The organism is Clostridium sp. K04 (assembly GCF_019734375.1).
GTDB classification, from domain to species: domain Bacteria; phylum Bacillota; class Clostridia; order Clostridiales; family Clostridiaceae; genus Clostridium; species Clostridium saudiense.
Window position 1 is genome coordinate 1 of sequence record NZ_JAASHD010000052.1, and the last position, 20,633, is coordinate 20,633.

Sequence of the window (20,633 nt, forward strand, 5' to 3'; positions counted from 1 at the left end):
GTGACCCCTAGGGGAATCGAACCCCTGTTACCACCGTGAAAGGGTGGTGTCTTGACCGCTTGACCAAGGGGCCTAGGTTTCTTTTGTTTTGCTGCGCTCTCCCGAGCACATTACCTATAATACCTAAAAATATATATAGTGTCAACACTTTTTTTAAAATTTTTTTATATATTTTTTATTATGTATTTCTTTTTTCCTCTAAACCAACATTTTTACTGGGTTTTCAGGCTTTTTAATTTTTTCTATTGCCATACCATATCTCGCTAAAATTTCTTCTTTTTCTTTAATTTCTTTACTTATTTTTTTTATTTCAAAAGAACAAATTTCAAAAAATTCTTCCTTATTTATTTCTTCCACTTTTATGTTAAAGCCACTTTTTTTAAAATTTTGTCCACTTGCCATAATTTTTAAAGGTATAATTTCATTAATTACACATAAAATTTCCTTTTCCCAAATTCCTCTCTTATTAACAATATATTTATCACGTAATAAATTAAGGTCTTTAAACTCAATTTCAAACTCTTTTTCTATAGTATCTAAAATAGCTTTATATAAAGTAACTGAAATTCCTCTATTTAATTTAATTTTTAAAAAATCACTATAGCTAATTAAAAATTCATCTATTTCACTCTCAGTAATAAATTCAACTGAATCTTTATTAAAAACTTTTATTCCTGAATTTCCTGGATAATTAACTACTACTTGGTCATAATTCATTCTTCTCAATTTAAATTCTTTATTATAATCTTCTAAATTAGAATCTATTATCTTAACCTTCATTAATTTCACCTCTATTTTTAGTATTCCTAAAATTTATTGATTTATTATTATTCTACAATTACATAATTATTATTGCAGAACATAATGCGAAACATTAAGATAGTTAATATATAGTTAGTAATTAGTTGTTTTCATTTAGTATTTAATGATGCAACTTCTATGAAGTTTCTAAAAAAATATATTTTTTAAATTCAGCACAGATGAATTTATTTATTAACTAATGACTCCTAACTACTAACTCCAAACTAATCGAAAGGGGTGTTTTAAATTGCATCATGATTTAATAATTGTTGGCGGTGGAGCTTCTGGATTGATTGCTGCTATTACTGCTAAAGATTTTGGAATAGATGTAGCTATAGTTGAAGGTAGTGATAGAATTGGTAAAAAGATTTTAACTACTGGTAATGGTAGATGTAATATATCTAATAATTGTATTAAACCACCATTCATTAATTATCATAGTTCCAATTCAGATTTTCAATTTTGTGCCTTAGAAAAATTATCACTTGAAGATACAAAAAATCTTTTCTTATCTTTAGGACTTCCTATAGTTGCTCTTCCAAGTGGAAAACTTTATCCACAATCATTACAAGCATCTTCTGTTGTGGATATTTTAAAAATGTCACTAGAGGATAGAAATATACCTTTATACACAGGTTGTAAAATAAAAGATATCCACAAGGATAAAAATTTCAAGTTATCCACAACTAATGAAACATATAAATTATTCACAGCTAATAAAGTTATTTTAGCTTGTGGAGGAAAAACTGCTCCAAAGACTGGATCTGATGGTACTGGATATAAACTAGCAAAATCTCTTGGTCATTCAATTACTGCATTAGTACCTGGCATAGTTCAATTAAAACTAGATTATAATCACTTAAAAGCATTATCAGGTATAAAATTTGATGGATATGCAACTCTTCTAGTTAATGATGAACCTATAAAAAAGGATTTTGGTGAAATATTATTTACTGACTATGGAATATCAGGACCACCTATTCTTCAAATTTCTGCTTTAGCTTCTCAAAGTGTATTTAATAAAAATAAAACTGAAGTTTTAGTAGATTTAATGCCTAGTTATACATTAGAAGAATTAGAAGACTTTATAGAATGTCATTTTGCATTGCTTGCTCATAGACCTGTAATAAATGCATTAATTGGTGTAGTTAATAAAAAATTAATTCCTATATTGCTAAAGGAATGTGGAATTACAAATCTTCAAATTCCTTGCTATGAACTATCTTGGCAAGAAAAGAAAAAGTTAATTAGTACATTAAAAGGATGGAAGTTTACTTGTACTGGTACTAACGATTTTAATCAAGCTCAAGTTACTGTTGGTGGAGTTAATACTAAGGATATTAATTGTAATACCTTAGAATCTAACCTTGTTTCAAATCTTTACTTTTGTGGTGAAATTTTAGATGTTCATGGTGATTGTGGTGGATTTAACTTACAATGGGCTTGGAGCTCTGGATATACTGTTGCACAATCAATTGCACAAAAAAACTAAACTGCTAAGCAGTTTAGTTTTTTAATTTTATCCATCTACTTTTTAGTATTGAAAGTTCTGTACCTTCATCATTTTCTATTTTGTGTAGTACTATTAATTCGTCATTATCTTCTCTTAATTCATATGATGCTATTATTTCAGCTCCATATTTACATTCTTTTTCAAAAACTACACTAAGATCTTTTAATTCATAGTTCAATACAATTTCTAAAGGAAGTGATTCAACTGCCCACTCAACATATCTAACGTTATTTACATGCATATTTGAATCTATATCCCCATATCTAACCTTAAAGAAATTTTTACTAGTTACTTCTTGTAATTTTTCTAATTTTTCAATTTTAATATCTGATTTTTCATCTAATTCTACACCATATGCAGTATATTGATCATCAGGTATTCTTACAGCTCTTCTTTTATCTATATTAATTAACAGGAAAATTCCTTCTCCATCTACTATTTTTTCATTATTTTCATCATATATTTCATATTCTCTTGAAGCATAAAACTTTTTAAAACTTTTAGCCTTAGTAACTACTTTAATTTTTTCACCAAACTTAGGATATCTTTTTATATTTATGTCATATCTATAGAAAACCCATGCTAGTCTTCTTTCTGTTAAATAATCAATTCCAACTCCTAAACTCTCCGATTGAAATGTTCCTATGTCACAAAAATAATTAATTATAGATGATATTTTGCACTCTAATTTATAATTTACTTCATAATAATGAACTTCATATTCTTTTTCTGTTTTAATTCCCACTTCACACACCCCTTAATTAATTTCAAAAATAAAAATTTTATTTAAAAAGAACCCATTTAAAATGGGTTCTTTTATATTATTATTTATTTAAAGCCTCTAACAATTCTTCTAGTTTTATTCCATGAACATAAGCTGCTTCTTCAATTGTTTCTGCTTGAGCTGATGGACAACCAACGCATCCCATGCCAAAACTCATTAAAACTTCAGCCTTACTTTCATTTATTTTAATTACTTCACCAATTGTCATATCTTTAGTTATCATAGATATCACCTATCCTCTTTTATAAAATAGCTACTAAAACTATTTTATATGAAATAAATGTAATTTTCAAATATATCTTTTAATATAAACTAGTTAGGCCACTATTGATTTGATTTACAACAGAATTAATATCTATTCCATACTTTGTAGCAACCTCTGATAAAGTAGAAAATTGATTTTCTGTAATAGCATATGTAGGAACTCCATAACTCATTAATATATTTGCAGCAACTGGATTTTCACACATTATATCACTTAAAGTTGTATATTGATCAATCATAATATTCACCTCTTAAAATTTGACTTATTATTATTCTGCTCTTAGATAATGAATATTATTCAAATAAAAAAGAACTATATTAAAAGTTAATATAGTTCTTTAATCTTAACCAATTATAATGGTTTTACTCTCATTGTTTGATCTCTTCTTGGACCAACTGATACTATAGAAATTCTAGTGTCTGTTAATTCTTCTATTCTTTCTAAGTACTTTCTTGCATTTGGATGTAACTCTTCATAGCTTCTAGCTTCTGCTACGCTTTCATCCCATCCATCAAATTCTTCATATATAGGTTCACATTTTGCTAAGTCTTCTAAGCTAGCTGGGAAGTAATCAATAATCTCATCATTAAACTTATATCCTACACACATCATAACCTTTTCTAATCCAGCTAATGTATCTATTTTTGTTACTGCTAATGAAGTTAATCCACTTACTCTAACTGAAGTCTTTAAAATAACTATATCAAGCCAACCACATCTTCTTGATCTACCTGTAGTTACTCCATACTCGTGTCCTTTTTCTCTAATCCATTCACCAGTTTCATTTTCTAATTCTGTTGGGAAAGGTCCTTTACCAACTCTTGTTGTATAAGCCTTAGCTATACCTACAGCATTAGTAATCATGTTTGGTCCTATACCAACACCATTAGCTACTCCCCCTGCAGTAGTATTTGATGATGTTACATATGGATATGTACCATAGTCAATGTCTAATAGCATTCCTTGTGCACCTTCAAATAAAACTGTTTTATCATCCTTAATTTCATTATAAACTCTTACTGATGTATCCTTTACAAACGGCTTTAATTTTTCACCATACTTAGAATACTCTTCGTATATTTCGTCAAAGCTTAATGCCTCTCCCCCAAGAACATTAACTATATATTTATTCTTCATTTCTATGTTTTCTTTAAGCTTTTCTTTAAAGACTTCTTTATCTATAAGATCACAAACTCTTATCCCACATCTTTCAAATTTGTCTGTATAGCAAGGTCCAATCCCTTTACCAGTAGTTCCGATATCATTTTTTCCTCTTGCTTTTTCTTTTAACTTATCTAGAACCTTATGATATGGCATAATGATGTGTGCTCTATCACTTACTATTAACTTTTCTGGAGTTACTTTAACTCCCTCTTCTTTTAAATAATCAATTTCTGAAAAGAAAGCTATAGGATCTACAACTACACCATTTCCTATTACATTAAGCTTTTCATCGTGTAATATACCTGATGGTATTAAGTGAAGTTTATATTGCTTATCTCCAACCTCGACTGTATGACCTGCATTGTTACCACCTTGATATCTAACAACTACATTTGCCTCTTCAGCTAGGTAGTCTGTCATTTTTCCTTTACCTTCATCTCCCCATTGAGCTCCTAAAACAATAAATGCTGACATTTATACATTGCCTCCTTTTAAGACTTACTAATAGATTATATTGCATTATAATCCCATATATCATGGTATCAAAGTAATTGCAAAATTTCAATATTATTACGAATATTTTTTTGCTTTATAAAACTATAATTCGTATAATGGTATTATAAGTATATTTAAAAGGAGTTTTGTTATGAATATTTATGAAGAATCATTAAAGTTTCACAAAGATTTAAAAGGCAAATTGGAAATATCTTCAAGAGTAAAAATAGAAAACGAAAAAGATTTATCTCTTGCTTATACTCCAGGTGTTGCTGAACCTTGTAGAGAAATACATAAGGATCCATCAACAGCATACCTATACACTAGAAAATGGAATACAGTTGCTGTTATTTCTGATGGTACTGCAGTTTTAGGACTGGGTGATATTGGACCATTAGCTTCATTACCTGTTATGGAGGGTAAATCTATATTATTTAAAGAATTTGCTGGAGTTGATGCTTTTCCTATAGTTCTAGATACTAAAGAAGTAGATGAAATTGTTGAAACAGTAGTTAGAATTGCTCCTACTTTAGGTGGAATAAATTTAGAAGATATATCTGCACCTAGATGTTTTGAAATTGAAAAGAAGCTAAAAGAAAAATTAAATATACCTGTTTTCCATGATGATCAACACGGAACAGCCATTATTGTTTTATCAGGACTAATAAATGCATTAAAAATAGTTAATAAAAATATAGAAGATTTAAAAATAGTTGTTAATGGAGCTGGTTCTGCTGGTACTGCCATAACTAAACTTTTACTATCTTACGGAGCAAAGAATATAATTGTATGTGATAGAGATGGTGCTTTAAATAGAGATACTACTTATACTAATAGCTATTTTACTGAGCTTTCTAATATAACAAATCCAAATAATGAATCTGGAATATTAAAAGATGTTATTAAAAATGCTGATGTATTCATAGGTGTTTCTGCTCCTAATATAGTATCAAAAGAAATGGTCGCTTCAATGAATACTGATGCTATTTTATTTGCTATGGCTAATCCTACACCAGAAATCTTCCCTGAAGATGCTAAAGAAGCTGGTGCTAAAGTAATAGGTACAGGACGTTCTGACTTCCCTAACCAAATTAATAATGTATTAGCTTTCCCTGGAATATTCAGAGGTGCTTTAGATGTTAGAGCTACTGAAATTAATGAAGAAATGAAAATTGCTGCTGCTCATGCAATTGCTAATTCTGTTTCTGATGAAGAACTTAATCCAAATTATATTATTCCTAAAGCCTTTAATTTAGAAGTTCAAAAAAGAGTTGCTGAAGCAGTTAAAGATGCTGCTATAAAAAGTGGAGTTGCAACTATATAAATCATGATAATAACGAAAAAACAAATGTTATCCTTACGTGAATTAATGAAATCTCACCTTGAATACAACATTTGTTTTTTCTATTTATACTTATTCACTTATACAGTAAAACTATTTTTTATCACTTATGATAATACAACTAATTTCATGTTAGTATGCTAACTACATTCTTTCTACGCTTTCCATACCTAATAGGTCTAAACCTTGTTCTAATACGTTTTTAACTAGGTTTATTAAGCTTAACCAAGATGCTTTTTTAGCTTCATCTTCTTCAGATAATATTCTTGTATCATTATAGAACTTGTTGAAGTTGTTAGATAGTTCATATATGAATTCACATATCTTATGAGGCGCTCTATCTCTAAAGCTTAATTCTATAACTTCATTAAATTTAGCTAATTGAAGCATTAAAGCTCTTTCTGATTCGCTTTGAGGTACTAAAATGCTATTTTCTGCATTAAAGCCTTCTGCTTTATTTAATATAGATTTAATTCTTACTATTGTATATAAAATATATGGTCCAGTATTACCTTCAAATGAAGCAAATCTATCTATATCAAATACATAGTCCTTAGATGCTTGATTTGATAAATCTCCATATTTTAATGCAGCTAATCCTACTTTTGAAGATATTTCTTCAACGTCTTCTTCTGCTATATTTTTATTATCCTTAAGTTTTTCTTTACCAGCTTCTTTAATCATGCTTATTAAATCAGCAAGTCTCATTACTCCACCTTCACGAGTCTTAAATGGCTTACCATCTTTTCCGTTCATTGTACCAAAACCTATGAAATCTAAAACAGTATCTTCATGTGCTATTCCTGATTTTTTAGCAGCTCTAAAGAATTGTTCATAATGAAGTCCTTGTCTTTTATCTGCTAAGTATATTATTTCATCAGCCTTCATATCTCTAACTCTTTCTACAACTGTAGCTAAGTCAGTAGTGCCGTATAGAGATGCTCCATCAGATTTTAATAATAATAGTGGTGGAACTGGACTCTTATCTGTTTCTTCACTTACGTCAAATACTAAAGCCCCTTCACTTTCTTGTGCAAATCCTTTTTGCTTTAAATCTTCTATCATTTCTGGAATTAATTTTTGTGCATCACTTTCACCATTCCATAATTCAAAGCTTACATCTAATGCTCCATAGTTCTTCTTTAAGTCAGCAACTGAAACATTTAATATATGCTTCCATAAAGCCACATATCCTCTTCTACCTTGTTGAAGCTCAACAGTAGCTTGCTTTGCAGCTTCCATTACTTTTTCATCACTCTTAGCTAGCTTACTTGCATATGGATATATATCTTCAAGTTCATCTATTGTAAATGGTGCTTCTTCAGGATATTCTCCAGTAAAACTTTCATCAAAGTATGGTAAAGAAGGATTTCTTCTTTCAACTTCTGATATTACCATTCCCATTTGAAGTCCCCAATCTCCTAAATGAACGTCACCAATAACATCATGGCCTAAGAACTTTGCAATTCTTTTTATACTTTCACCTATTATTGCTGATCTTAAATGTCCTATGTGTAATGGCTTAGCAACATTAGCTCCACCGTAATCAACAACTATCTTTTTTACTTCTGTAGCTTTTGAAACACCATAGTTTTCATCTTTCTTCATTTCATTAACATAATCTATTAAGAATTCATCATTAATATTCATGTTAATAAACCCTGGAGCTACAGCTTCTAATTTTGAAAACATCTTATTATCATTTAACTTTTCAACAACCTCTTGTGCTATTATCATTGGTGCTTTTTTATGCTTTTTAGCATTTGCTAAAGCTCCATTACATTGATATTGGCATAGGTCAGGTCTATTAGATACATTTACCCTACCTGTTTCTCTTTCATATCCAAGCTCTTCAAAAGCATTTTTTACTACATCATTTATTTTTTCAATAAATATTTTCATAACTTTACCTCCTTATTGTCTTAAACATATAAAAAATCCGTCTCTTTTCATACAAAGAGACGGAATATTTCCGCGGTACCACTCAATTTAACTAAAAAATTTAGTTCACTCAAAACTTTAACGCAGTTAACGGCTTACCCTCATATAGTATTAACTTATACTCAAGCAGCTTCTCCAAGTTCCTCTTCCCTATTCTATATTTTATAGGGCTTACACTCTACCCCTACTCGCTGTAAAATACATCTAAATAAGTACTCTTCTTTTCATAGAATTTTATATTCTTAATTATTTCATTATAATAAAAATTTATTCATTATTTAATATTATATATGTTTAATTAATACATTGCCACAATAAATTTTTTAAATAATAAATTCATTACATGTTTTTAGATTTATCTGCACATTTTTCAACTGCACTTATTACAGTATTTCTAAATCCGTTTTTTTCAAGATCTATTACAGCTTCAATAGTAGTTCCACCAGGTGAACAAACCTCATCTTTAAGTACTCCTGGATGCTTACCTGTTTCTAAAGCTAATTTTGCTGAACCTAATATTGCTTGTTCTGCTAATTTATAAGCCTTTGCTCTTGGTAAGCCAAGTTTAACTCCAGCATCAGCCATTGCTTCAATAAACATAAAAACATAAGCTGGTGAAGAACCACATAATGCAATAAAAGCATGAAAATCCTTTTCCTCAAGCACTTCATACTTACCAAATAAATTGTATAAACTACCTACATAATTTAATTCATTTTCTGTTATATTTCCATTTGGACAAATAGCAGACATCCCTTCACCAACTGAAGCTGGTGTATTTGGCATTGTTCTAACTAATTTAATTTCTTTGCCAAACCATTCTTCAATTTGATTTACTGTAACTCCTGCAGCAATTGAAATAATAATTGCCTCATCCTTAACTAGATCCTTTATCTCTTCAATAACCTCTTTGAAGAAATAAGGCTTAACAGCTAGAAATAGCACATCTGCTTCCTTAGCAACTTCACTATTAACAGTAGTTGATTTTACACCATACTCGTCATTAATCTTTTCTGCAGATGCTTTGCTTTTTGTAGAAACTATAATATTATCATTGCTAATATTATCAGCCTTAACTAGAGCCCCTAACATAGCTTTACCCATGTTTCCACAACCTATAAATCCAATTTTTCTATTCATACAACACCAACCTTTATTTTAGTTAATAGTTAATAATTAATGAATAAATTCAGCTTAGGCTGAATTAAAAAATATATTATCTAGAAACTCCTTAGGAGTTTCATCCCTAACTATTAACTCAAAACTATTAACTCAAAACTATTAACTATTAACTATTTTAAGACTATTAACTATTCTTTGTGTACTAGTTCTAAATCAGCAAACTTAGAGTGAGCACCAATCCATGCCATCTTAACAGTTCCAACTGGGCCGTTTCTTTGCTTAGCTATAATACATTCACCAATACCTTTTTCTTCTGTTTCTTTATTATAGTATTCATCTCTATATAAGAACATAACAACGTCGGCGTCCTGCTCAATTGATCCAGATTCTCTTAAGTCAGATAGCATTGGTCTATGGTCAGCTCTTTGCTCTGGAGCACGAGATAACTGAGATAATGCTATTACTGGACATTCCATTTCCTTTGCTAGTGCTTTAATAGATCTTGAAATTTCAGATACTTCTTGTTGTCTATTATCACTGCCAGCACTACCAGACATAAGCTGCAAGTAGTCAATAAGAATCATATCAATTCCATGTTCCATCTTTATCTTTCTACATTTAGATCTCATATCCATGACACTTATACCAGCAGTATCATCAATATAAATTCTTGCATTAGCTAAAGGTCCAGTTGCCCTTGCTATCCTTTCCCAATCATCATCCTCTAAGTTACCTGTTCTAAGCTTTAACATATCAACATTAGCCTGAGAACATAATAACTTATATGCTAATTGCTCCTTAGACATTTCCAGTGAGAATATTACTACACTTTTTCCTTCTTTTAACGCTGCATTTTCTGCAATATTTAAAGAGAAAGTAGTTTTTCCCATAGAAGGTCTAGCTGCAATTAGAACCATATCACCTTTTTGGAATCCTGATGTTTTTGCATCTAAATCCTTTATTCCTGATCCAACTCCTGTTATTGCTCCTCTATTATTGAATAATCTTTCTATTTCTAAAAATCCTCTTTCAAGTACATTCGAAAGTGATTCATATTCTTTAGAGTCCTTCTTTTCCGCTATATCAAAAACTTTTTTTTGAGCTAGATCAATTACCTTTTCTACATCTCCACCACTATTGTAACTCTCTTCAATAATGGATGTTGAAGCCTTTATTAGCTTTCTTAATGTAGATTTTTCTTCTACTATCTTTATATACGAACTTAAGTTGGCTGTTGTTGGTACAGATGCACTTAATTCAGATATGTATGTAACTCCCCCTGCTTTATCAAGCATATCAGTAGTTTTTAAATATTCTAATATAGTAACTAAGTCTACAGCCATATCCTTAGCATACATCTCTTTAATAGCTTTATATATAGCCTTATGACCGTCCCTATAGAAATCATCTTCATTAAGCTTTTCTAAAACTTGAGCAATGGCACTTTTATCTATTATCATTGCCCCTATAACAGATTGTTCTGCCTCAATACTTTGCGGTAAACTTCTCATCATAGGTGATTCCATAAGTAACCTACCTCCAAATTTGTAATTAGATAAATTTAATTACTTTCTATTTCTTATAAGCTTATTATACAAAAAGTTAATTTCCCTATCAATTTGAATAATAAGTATATTTCTTCACATAATAAAATTAAGCTTCCCACTACAGGAAGCTTAATCTACATTACTTCTCAAATACTATCTCCATAAGTTCCTCTATATGATTTATAGATTTAACTTCTATATCTTCAAGTCCTAGAGGAACTTCCTTTTCATTATCCTTAGGGATAGCAACAAGTTTAATTCCTTTTCTTCTAGCACCATATATTTTTTCAAATATACCGCCAACAGGTTTTACATTTCCTCTTAAAGAAATTTCCCCAGTGATAGCAATGTCTTGACGTATAGGTCTATCTGTAAGAGCACTTATTATACAAACTGTAATAGCAGCTCCAGCTGAAGGTCCGTCAATCTTTCCTCCACCAATTACATTTACATGAATATCATAATCATTAATATCCATATTAGTTATCTTTCTTATTACTGATGCCGCATTAAATACAGAATCTTTAGCCATAGAACCTGCTGTATCATTAAATTTGATAGTTCCATGCCCTTTTTTCTTAGCTGGGAATACAGTTGATTCTATTTCTATCGTAGAACCTAAGAATCCGCTTACGCCTAATCCATATACATGCCCAACTTCACCTTTATCTAGATTATCTATTCTTTCAAACGGAGAGTATCTTCCAATTGAAATAACTTCTTCAACATCTTTTAATGTTATTTTATTTTTTGATTCTTCTCCATTTTCATTAAATAAAGAATATCCATATGCATCAGCTAATATATTTACAGCCTTTCTACCTTCAATAGTATATTGACTAATTAGTCTACCAACACCATCTTCAAGCTCTACATTTAGCTTTTCAGATGCATTGTTCACTATTCCTTCAATATCCTTAGATGATAAAGGTTCAAAATAAACCTCTGTACATCTTGATCTTAAAGCTGGATTTATTTGACTTGGATCCTTTGTAGTTGCACCAATTAATACAAAGTCAGCAGGTGCTCCCTTATCAAATAAATATTTTATATATGCCGGGATATTTTCATCATCTGGATCATAGTAAGAAGATGAAAACTCAACTCTCTTATCTTCTAAAACTTTTAATAATTTATTTTGAAGTATCTCATCTAATTCACCAATTTCATCAATGAATAATACTCCTCCATGTGCCTCAGTAACTAATCCAGTCTTTGGCTCTGGAACACCTACTTCAGCTAAATCTCTTTTACTTCCTTGATAAATAGGATCATGTACAGATCCTAATAAAGGATTTGTTATTTCTCTTGGATCCCATCTTAATGTAGTTCCATCAACTTCAACAAATTTTGAATCTTCATCAAATGGAGTAAACTTTAATTTTTTAGCAGCTTCTAATGCAAGTCTTGCTGCAGAAGTCTTACCAACCCCTGGTGGCCCATAAAGAATTATGTGCTGAGGATATGGTGAAGACATTTTTGAAATTAATGATCTTACAGCTCTCTCTTGCCCTACTACTTCTTCAAAATTTTCAGGTCTTAAAAGTGACATAACATTTTTATTAATATGCTTTGCGTCTAACTTTTCTAATCTCTCTAACTTAGCTGTAGTTTTAGTGTTTTCTTTTCCCTTTTGCTTCTTTATTATCGAAACCCTAAGTTCATCCATAAACTTATCTTGTCTTTCGACTAAAGCTTTTTCAACATCAGCTTCTATTTTATTTTGTACATATTTCTTAGCTATATTTTCTGATATCCAATAAACAACATCTTCTAAAGACTTTTCTAAATCTTCATCAGAAGGTACAACTTTAGCTCCATTTCCATCAGATGCTATAACATCTAATGCATATACTCTTTCATTTATATTTGTTGAATTAACATACTTTTGTAATTTAAATCTTATAGTTCTAGCTCTAATTGCACCTTCATCTAAAACATTTTTAAGCACATCAAATAGTACATTAACCTTTACTTCTATTGGCAAGTTTTCTTCTAAAATCTCTTCTAACCTTGCCCCTTTGTTATATAAATCCAATGTTAATCCTCCTTATTGTTTCGGAACAATATTAACCTTCATTTTTGTAGATACTTCTGGATATAGTTTAACTTCAACTTCGTATGTTCCAGCAACTTTTATAGTATTTACAACAATCTTCTTTTTATCTATTGATAAATTGAATTGGCTATTAATTACTTCAGCCACATCTTTGTTAGTTATTGCTCCAAATAATCTTCCATTATCGCCTGCTTTAGCATTTATAGTTACTTCCTTACCCTTTAATTCAGCAGCTAATTTTTGTGCTGCTTCTAATTCAGCAAGTTTTTTCTTTCTTTCATTTTCTTTTTTAGCATTTACAACATGTAATGCATTAGCAGTTGCTTCTTCTGCTAATTTCCTTGGAAATAAATAATTTCTTGCATATCCATCTGATGCTTCTATAACATCACCTTTCTTACCCATTTTTTTAACATCTTGTAGTAAAATTACTTTCATATTATACACCTATCCTTTAATGTTTTATTCCTTAAGCTCTAAATGCTTATTAATTGCCTCTTTTAACACATTAATTGCTTCATCTATTGTACCATCTACCTTAGCTCCAGCCATATTCATATGGCCTCCTCCTCCAAGCTCTTCTAATATAACTTGAACATTAACCTCACCAGTAGATCTACCACTAATATTAACTGAATCATTTATTTTACATAAAACAAAACACACATCTATTCCTGATATTCCTAATAGCTCATCTGCAGCCCTTGCTACTATAACAGTATTATTTACATTCTCAGGGCAAACTGCAATAGCTAAATTTTCATGCACTTCTGCACTTTTTATAGTATCAGATATAAGTAAGTAGTCTTCTAAACTATCAGTAAACATTTTTTTAACTTCAATAGTATCTGCACCTAAAGATCTTAAAAAGGCAGCTGCATCGAATGTTCTAACCCCTGATTTAAATTGGAATCCTTTTGTATCCATAAAAATTCCACCTAAAAGGCCTTCTGCTACTATTTTAGGTATTCTTGGCTTTTGTAGCATATATTGAATTAATTCTGTTACCATCTCTGAAGTAGACGATGCATATACTTCTATATAATTTAATAATGCTCCTTCTATTATGTCAGGGCTTCTTCTATGATGATCTATAATTATCTTTCTATTAATCTTTTCAGTAATACCAAAATTATTCACGTATCCTTTATTATGCACATCTACTATAATTAATAACGTTTTTTCATTAATATTTTTTTCTGCTTCATCACTAGATATGAATAAATTATCATATTTGTCACCTTTTTTAAGCTTTGTCATATAATAATCAATTGCAGTTGTATCATTATCAATTATAATATTACAATTTTTCCCTAATTGTCTTATAGCTGACCATAATCCAACAGATGCACCTAATGAATCCATATCAGGATTTTTATGACCCATAATAAATATATTACTGCTTTCAAATATTAGTTCTCTTACAGCTTGTGCAATTACTCTTGCTCTTACTCTAGTTCTTTTTTCTAATTCACGAGTATTTCCGCCAAAGAAACTTATTTTTTCATTATTTTTAATAACTACTTGATCTCCACCTCTACCTAATGCTAATTCCCTAGCTGTCATGGCGTTATTATAGTTTTCTTGTGGGTTATCTCCACCCCTACCTATTCCAATACTTAAAGTAACTTCTAACTTATTACCTCTATCTATGCTAGAAATCTTATCTAAAATATTAAACTTACAATTAATTTCATCATTTATATATTTATCTTGCACTGATAAACAATACTTATTATATTCGTACTTAACAATCATAGCTTTTAATTTTTTGCTATAAGAATTTATTTCTTTTTCAACTTCAGCAGCAAGCATAGGTCTATTTGTCTCATCTGTTCTCTCTAGAGCTTCTGATAGATTATCTACCTCAATTAACATTATACTTTCTCTTGTTGAATATAAGTCTCTCAAATTACTTACTTCATTAAAATAAACTAAATATTTTGATTCATTATACTTAATATTTTCATAACCTATATTGTTAGCGTATATACTATAAAAAGAATCCTTTATCTTTATTCTTTGGCTTAAATCCTTATCACACTTTAATAACTTATGTAAATCAAGATTTCTACCTATACTAAGTATATTTTGCTCCTGTAAATCTAACAAATTTAATTCTTCTTTTAATCTTTTATTAGCCCAAAGTATATTTCCCTCATTATCAATTAAAGCTATTGGATACGACATATTAGAAATATTATCATTTATATTAGCCTTAATTTTATCAGTTAAACTATTAAACTTATTATTGTTTAGTTCTCTATCAATATTTAAATACTCTTTAAAGGCTACATATATAGCTAATATAATAGTAGCTATATAAAAATATCCAAAATAATAAAGTATTATTGCAAAAATAATAACTATAATTGCTATTAATAAAGATCTATACATTTTGAGCTTTTGTTTCATAAAAGCCTCCTAAATTTTATATTTAATAACGTCCTTTAATATGATTTTGAAGTTTTGTTAAACTTTTACCTTCTTTCTCATATTCATGTTCTTCCGCTATACCTAATTTTAATTTTTTTCTTAATTCATCATCTACTTCATTACAACTATATCCTAATTTTTGAGCTAAAACATATAAAATTAAAATAGCTCCTGCTATACAATTTAAGATAGAATCTTTTGCAACATTTGTTCCTCTTGTTAATAGTAAAAAGAATTCTCCTATAATACATAATAAGTTAGCTTTAAGCTCTTCTATTATTTTTATATTTGCCATAATATTCAATTCTTCTTTTTTCTTCACTAAATTCTCACCCCTATTCAATACCTTGTATTTATATTTTAATTATTTTTCTATATTATTGCAACTAAATAGGGGTGTTTATTACAAATTATGTAATTTTTTTCTTATATAAAAATAAAAGCCCCTGACAACCAGGGGCTAATAAACTAATTACTATTCAGTTGTGAATGGTAATAAAGCTATGTTTCTTGATCTCTTTATAGCATCAGTTAATTGTCTTTGATGCTTAGCGCAAGTACCAGAGATTCTTCTTGGAAGAATCTTACCTCTTTCTGTAACAAATTTTCTTAATTTGTTGATATCTTTGTAATCTATTGATTCAGCTTTATCTACACAGAAAGCGCATACTTTTCTCTTAGATCTTCTCATCTTTCCAGATCTTTTCATTTCTCTCATGATGTTCCCTCCTTATAAAATAATTAGACTTTTTTTAAAATGGCATATCGCCATCATCTACTGGAGTCATATCTCCAAATCCCATATCAGGACTTTCAGCTGGAGCACCCCATGTTGAATTATCAGAATTTCTTGAGTATGAATTGTTGCCACCTTCACCAGCAGAACCTATGAACTCGAAACTTTCTACAGCTACATCAGTAGTGTATCTTTTAGTTCCATCTTGAGCATCATAACTACCTGTTCTTATGCTTCCAGTAACAGCTATTTGTCTACCCTTTGTAAGATATTGTGTAATTGTTTCTCCAGTTTTGCCAAATGCTACACAATTTATAAAATCTGTTTCATCTTTTTTAAATTGTCTATTTATAGCAACAGTAAATCTACAAACTGCAGTACCGCTACCAGCCGCATATCTTAATTCTGGATCTTTTGTAAGTCTACCAATAAGTATAACTTTATTCATTCCAATACACCTCTTACGCTTCGTTTTTAACGATTATGTGTCTTATAACACCATCAGTAATTCTGAAAACTCTGTCTAATTCTTTTGGTAATTCAGGATTAGCTTCGAAGTTAATTAAAGTATAGTAACCTTCGTTAACTTTGTTTATTTCGTAAGCAAGTTTTCTCTTACCCCAGAAATCAACATTTTCAACTTTTCCTCCACCGTTTTCTATAACACCTTGGAATTTTTCAATGTTAGCCTTAACAGCTTCTTCATCAAATGATGGGTGTAATATAAATATAGTTTCGTACTTTCTCATCATTTTCACCTCCTTTGGACTTAACGGCTACATTCTTGATGTAGCAGGGATTTACAATTTTAAATTTTAACACTTTATTTTATACTTTTCAAGTGTTTTTATTTCAATTATTAGTTTTAACAACCTTTTTTGCATCTTTTTGGAATTTGAGGCGCGGAATCATAACTATTCTTCCACATCCTACACACTTAATTTTAATATCTGCTCCTAATCTTATTACCTCAAACTCTTTACTTCCGCAAGGATGTTGCTTTTTCATTTCAACAATATCGCCTAAATCAAATGTTTCTATCATTTTTTATACCCCCAGTTTTATTTAGTTAATAGTTTTGAGTTGAGAGTTAATAATTATTAATAAAACTCCTATGAGTTTTTTAATAATATATTTTTTAATTCAATTTTGTGAATTTATTCCTTAACCACAAACTATTAACTATTAACTATTAATTATTTCTTGTTTACTATAGCAGTTTTAGGATATGGAATTTCTATACCTGCTTCATCTAATGCCATTTTTATTTCTTTTCTTAATTCTCTTTCCATTTCCCATTGACTTAAAGGAACCGCTCTTCCAATTACTCTAATTGTAACTCCTGATGCATTTAAAGAAAGTACTCCTAATACTTGTATATCGCCTCTAAGCTTATCTGAATGCTTTTCCTGAAATCTTGTATTAACCTTTTTAATTAATTCTATAGTTTCATCTATATTTTCTTCATAAGCAATTTCAACATCGACAATAAATCTAATATCACCTCTAGAGTGATTCGTAACCTCTAAAACAGTACCATTTGGGATTAAATGTAAATCTCCCGTGAAATCTCTAAGAACTGTTGTTCTTATTCCTATACTTTCAACTATCCCTTCAAATTGTCCAATTGTTACATGATCACCTATTCCATATTGATCTTCAAATAAAATAAAAAATCCATTAATTAAATCTTTAACTAAACTTTGAGCTCCAATACCAATTGCAAATCCACCAGCACTTACTAATGCTACTGGTATTTTGGTTAAAATATCATATAACATTGATCCTACACCAATAATATATACTGTATATTTCAATACACTTTTAAGAACTTCTCCTATAGTTATAGCTTTCTGTGGCTCTAATGAAAAACTAGTTTTACTTCTTACTTGCCTATCAACAAATTTGTTAATTAACTTATTTCCTATTCTAATAGAAAAATACATTAGAACAGCTATAAAAATAATTGATATAATTTTTTCTATTATCAAATCCAAATCTATTCTTTTAACAAAAAAATTAACGATTTTATTTCCGTAATTAGCCCACTCTACAACTGCATACATTACGTCACCCCTTTTACTCTATTTTACTAAAGCATATTGAGACTCTTCTCTTTTATATACATTTTTAAACTCAACTATATTATTTTCAATTATATTATTTACATCTTCTTCACTTTCAACTCTTACACAAATTCCACAGCTTTGAGTTATTAATGTAGGTGTTGGCATAATTCTAAATTTATAATTTAACTCACTTAATTTTTTCTCAGCAGTCATTGCATCATGAGTATTTTTAAATACTATAATATAATAATTCATTATCTTTTCCTCCTTATATTAAAATACATTTAATTATATTATAACGTTTTTTTTATTTTTATAAATATTTAATATTCCATTTATTTCTTACATAATTTTCTAACTGTTGTTGCATTTTTATTTATTTATTCTATTATAATATGTAGATACATTTATTATAAATTTTCTTATAATTTACAATAATAAAAGTTTAAAGGAGTAGCATATGAAAGTTTATTTAGATAATGGTAGTACCTCTTTTCCTAAACCAAAAGTTGTTGCTGATTCAATATATAATTACTTAACTAACGTTGGTGGTAATCCTGGTCGATCTAATCATCCCAAATCATTAGCAGCAAATAGAGTATTATATGATACAAGAGAAAAAATCTGTAATTTTTTTAATTTTAACAAAGCCGAAAATGTAATTTTTACTAACAATATTACATCATCATTAAATATCTTACTTAACGGAATCATTAAACCTGGAGATCATGTTATTACTTCCTCTATGGAACATAATTCTGTAATTAGACCTTTATATAATCTATCTCAAAACTCTAATATTGAATTAGATATAGCCCAAGCAAACTCACAAGGAATAACCGATGTAGAAACTATAAGAAAACTTATTAAACCTAATACAAAACTAATAGTAATTACACATGCTTCGAATGTAACGGGTTCTATTCAACCAATAAAGCAAATAGGACAGCTCTGTAAAGAAAATAATATTTATTTCATATTAGATAGTGCTCAAAGTGCTGGTGTACTTAATATTGATTTTAATGAATTCTCATTAAATGCATTAGCTTTTACTGGACATAAAAGCCTTCTTGGTCCTCAAGGAATAGGTGGATTTATCATAGATGATAAACTAAATGAGATTTGTACTCCTACCATTTTAGGTGGTACAGGAAGCTTATCACATTCTTTATCTCAACCTGATTTTTTACCTGATAAATTTGAGTCTGGTACATTAAATATTCCTGGAATAATTGGATTATCTGAAGCAATCGAATTTATAAATAAAGAAGGCCTAAATACTATTTATGAACATAACAGTTATTTAAGATCATTTCTAATTTCCGGATTGTTAAATATTCCTAATTATAATATTAGCGGTGCTTTAGATAGAGGACTTGCTACATCTTGTGTTTCTATAACTCATTCAAAATTAGATGTAAGCGAATTATCCTATATCTTAGATTCAGACTTTAACATTAGTAATAGAAGCGGATTACATTGTGCTCCTTTAGCACATAAAACTATTGGTACTTTCCCTAATGGTACTGTTAGATTAAGTATTGGATACTTTAATACAGTTGAGGAAATAAAATATACTTTAGATTGTTTAAATGAAATTAATAATATCTATAAATAATTTTATATTAAGTGAATAGGTTATATTATTCCTGTCGATACTTTCAATAGGAGGGTTTATGATATGGATAATTGTTTCGAATTAGATTCACTATTACCTAATTCACATCATGAACTAGGTGAATATTTGTATATAAAATTAAAAAATATTATTGCAGAAAATCGTCCTATAATTTTTTTATGTATAGGTACAGATCGTGCAACAGGAGACTCATTAGGGCCTTTAATTGGTTATAAACTTAAAAATTTATCACAAAAAAATATTTATATATACGGTTCTTTGGAATATCCTGTCCATTCCGTTAATTTAGTAGATGTTTTAAATAAAATTGATTCTAGTTTTAAAAATCCTTTTATTATTGGAATAGATGCCTCCCTAGGCAATGTGCAACAAATTGGCAAAATATTTATTGAAGACCTACCATTACATCCTGGTTTAGCATTAGATAAGGATTTGCCTACGGTAGGAGAAATGAGTATAAAAGGTGTTGTAAATATATCTGGTAATTTAGATTTTATGATGCTTCAAAATACTAGATTATTTGTGGTTATGTCTTTAGCAGATTGTATATCTAATGGAATTAGACATTTCATTAATAAAGCCCTTTCTAATAATACCTTGTTATCATATGATTAATTCCATTAATATAGATATAAAAAATAACATGGGGCTGTCGCACTAAATAATTAGTGCGAGGCCCCTTTTGCAAAAAAAAAAATAAATCCCAGACTCTATAAGCCT

Annotated in this window: 22 protein-coding genes, 1 tRNA gene and 1 other annotated feature; of the genes, 4 read left to right on the forward strand and 19 right to left on the reverse strand. The window is 29.3% G+C overall.

The window, feature by feature from the left end; translation table 11 throughout:
- Nucleotide 1 precedes the first annotated feature (1 nt).
- Nucleotides 2–73 (reverse strand) — tRNA-Glu (locus tag HCG70_RS15705).
- A 125-nt stretch (nucleotides 74–198) separates the two neighbouring features.
- Nucleotides 199–780, reverse strand: coding sequence for a hypothetical protein (locus tag HCG70_RS15710; protein ID WP_042397288.1), 582 nt, complete (start codon nucleotides 778–780; stop codon nucleotides 199–201).
- A 268-nt stretch (nucleotides 781–1,048) separates the two neighbouring features.
- Here HCG70_RS15710 and HCG70_RS15715 point away from each other — a divergent pair, with 268 nt between their 5' ends.
- Nucleotides 1,049–2,293 (forward strand): NAD(P)/FAD-dependent oxidoreductase, encoded by a 1,245-nt coding sequence (locus HCG70_RS15715; protein WP_055291502.1) that lies wholly within the window; start codon nucleotides 1,049–1,051, stop codon nucleotides 2,291–2,293.
- A 13-nt stretch (nucleotides 2,294–2,306) separates the two neighbouring features.
- Here the strand turns inward: HCG70_RS15715 and HCG70_RS15720 are convergent, their stop codons facing one another.
- From HCG70_RS15720 to HCG70_RS15735, 4 genes are all read right to left on the reverse strand, one after another.
- Entirely contained in the window at nucleotides 2,307–3,059 is a 753-nt protein-coding gene (locus tag HCG70_RS15720) for an acyl-[acyl-carrier-protein] thioesterase (RefSeq protein WP_042397281.1), read from the reverse strand.
- 79 nt (nucleotides 3,060–3,138) lie between these two features.
- Nucleotides 3,139–3,321 (reverse strand): DUF1858 domain-containing protein, encoded by a 183-nt coding sequence (locus tag HCG70_RS15725; protein WP_042397278.1) that lies wholly within the window; start codon nucleotides 3,319–3,321, stop codon nucleotides 3,139–3,141.
- Nucleotides 3,322–3,400: 79 nt separating this feature from the next.
- A complete protein-coding gene (locus tag HCG70_RS15730) occupies nucleotides 3,401–3,601 on the reverse strand; it encodes a hypothetical protein (RefSeq protein ID WP_042397276.1) in 201 nt (66 codons plus the stop codon).
- 113 nt (nucleotides 3,602–3,714) lie between these two features.
- Complete coding sequence (locus HCG70_RS15735; protein ID WP_042397273.1) at nucleotides 3,715–5,001, reverse strand: adenylosuccinate synthase; 1,287 nt, start codon at nucleotides 4,999–5,001, stop codon at nucleotides 3,715–3,717.
- A gap of 172 nt (nucleotides 5,002–5,173) precedes the next feature.
- Here HCG70_RS15735 and HCG70_RS15740 point away from each other — a divergent pair, with 172 nt between their 5' ends.
- The gene (locus tag HCG70_RS15740) at nucleotides 5,174–6,346 is read left to right on the forward strand and encodes an NADP-dependent malic enzyme (protein ID WP_042397270.1); all 1,173 of its coding nucleotides are present in this window, start codon (nucleotides 5,174–5,176) and stop codon (nucleotides 6,344–6,346) included.
- 162 nt (nucleotides 6,347–6,508) lie between these two features.
- Here HCG70_RS15740 and argS read toward each other — a convergent pair whose 3' ends face one another.
- From argS to HCG70_RS15805, 13 genes are all read right to left on the reverse strand, one after another.
- Nucleotides 6,509–8,266, reverse strand: coding sequence for an arginine--tRNA ligase (argS, locus tag HCG70_RS15745; RefSeq protein ID WP_042397267.1), 1,758 nt, complete (start codon nucleotides 8,264–8,266; stop codon nucleotides 6,509–6,511).
- Nucleotides 8,267–8,318: 52 nt separating this feature from the next.
- Nucleotides 8,319–8,542 (reverse strand) — a binding site (T-box leader).
- A 102-nt stretch (nucleotides 8,543–8,644) separates the two neighbouring features.
- Nucleotides 8,645–9,445, reverse strand: coding sequence for a pyrroline-5-carboxylate reductase (gene proC, locus HCG70_RS15750; RefSeq protein ID WP_042397264.1), 801 nt, complete (start codon nucleotides 9,443–9,445; stop codon nucleotides 8,645–8,647).
- Nucleotides 9,446–9,615: 170 nt separating this feature from the next.
- Nucleotides 9,616–10,953: a replicative DNA helicase gene (locus HCG70_RS15755; RefSeq protein ID WP_042397260.1), complete on the reverse strand. Its 1,338-nt coding sequence runs from the start codon at nucleotides 10,951–10,953 to the stop codon at nucleotides 9,616–9,618.
- Nucleotides 10,954–11,113: 160 nt separating this feature from the next.
- The gene (gene lonC / locus HCG70_RS15760) at nucleotides 11,114–13,012 is read right to left on the reverse strand and encodes a Lon family ATP-dependent protease (protein WP_042397255.1); all 1,899 of its coding nucleotides are present in this window, start codon (nucleotides 13,010–13,012) and stop codon (nucleotides 11,114–11,116) included.
- 12 nt (nucleotides 13,013–13,024) lie between these two features.
- On the reverse strand, nucleotides 13,025–13,471 hold the full coding sequence (rplI, locus tag HCG70_RS15765) for a 50S ribosomal protein L9 (RefSeq protein ID WP_042397251.1): 447 nt from the start codon (nucleotides 13,469–13,471) through the stop codon (nucleotides 13,025–13,027).
- A gap of 24 nt (nucleotides 13,472–13,495) precedes the next feature.
- Nucleotides 13,496–15,448 (reverse strand): DHH family phosphoesterase, encoded by a 1,953-nt coding sequence (locus tag HCG70_RS15770; protein WP_221697995.1) that lies wholly within the window; start codon nucleotides 15,446–15,448, stop codon nucleotides 13,496–13,498.
- Between the two features lie 22 nt (nucleotides 15,449–15,470).
- Entirely contained in the window at nucleotides 15,471–15,764 is a 294-nt protein-coding gene (locus tag HCG70_RS15775) for a MazG-like family protein (protein WP_042397463.1), read from the reverse strand.
- 180 nt (nucleotides 15,765–15,944) lie between these two features.
- Nucleotides 15,945–16,187: a 30S ribosomal protein S18 gene (rpsR, locus tag HCG70_RS15780; protein ID WP_005209834.1), complete on the reverse strand. Its 243-nt coding sequence runs from the start codon at nucleotides 16,185–16,187 to the stop codon at nucleotides 15,945–15,947.
- A gap of 34 nt (nucleotides 16,188–16,221) precedes the next feature.
- The gene (locus HCG70_RS15785) at nucleotides 16,222–16,653 is read right to left on the reverse strand and encodes a single-stranded DNA-binding protein (protein WP_042397243.1); all 432 of its coding nucleotides are present in this window, start codon (nucleotides 16,651–16,653) and stop codon (nucleotides 16,222–16,224) included.
- A 13-nt stretch (nucleotides 16,654–16,666) separates the two neighbouring features.
- Nucleotides 16,667–16,954 (reverse strand): 30S ribosomal protein S6, encoded by a 288-nt coding sequence (gene rpsF / locus HCG70_RS15790; RefSeq protein WP_042397239.1) that lies wholly within the window; start codon nucleotides 16,952–16,954, stop codon nucleotides 16,667–16,669.
- A gap of 103 nt (nucleotides 16,955–17,057) precedes the next feature.
- Complete coding sequence (locus tag HCG70_RS15795) at nucleotides 17,058–17,249, reverse strand: DUF951 domain-containing protein (RefSeq protein ID WP_042397236.1); 192 nt, start codon at nucleotides 17,247–17,249, stop codon at nucleotides 17,058–17,060.
- Nucleotides 17,250–17,401: 152 nt separating this feature from the next.
- Nucleotides 17,402–18,271, reverse strand: coding sequence for a mechanosensitive ion channel family protein (locus HCG70_RS15800; RefSeq protein WP_052330634.1), 870 nt, complete (start codon nucleotides 18,269–18,271; stop codon nucleotides 17,402–17,404).
- Nucleotides 18,272–18,289: 18 nt separating this feature from the next.
- On the reverse strand, nucleotides 18,290–18,529 hold the full coding sequence (locus tag HCG70_RS15805) for a DUF3343 domain-containing protein (RefSeq protein ID WP_042397234.1): 240 nt from the start codon (nucleotides 18,527–18,529) through the stop codon (nucleotides 18,290–18,292).
- Nucleotides 18,530–18,734: 205 nt separating this feature from the next.
- On the opposite strand from HCG70_RS15805, the gene HCG70_RS15810 reads away from it, so the two are divergent.
- Nucleotides 18,735–19,892, forward strand: a complete 1,158-nt coding sequence (locus tag HCG70_RS15810; protein WP_042397232.1) for an aminotransferase class V-fold PLP-dependent enzyme — start codon at nucleotides 18,735–18,737, stop codon at nucleotides 19,890–19,892.
- Nucleotides 19,893–19,955: 63 nt separating this feature from the next.
- Nucleotides 19,956–20,528 carry a spore protease YyaC gene (gene yyaC, locus HCG70_RS15815; RefSeq protein WP_042397229.1) on the forward strand — a complete coding sequence of 191 codons (573 nt, stop codon included), beginning with the start codon at nucleotides 19,956–19,958 and terminating at the stop codon, nucleotides 20,526–20,528.
- Nucleotides 20,529–20,633 lie beyond the last annotated feature (105 nt).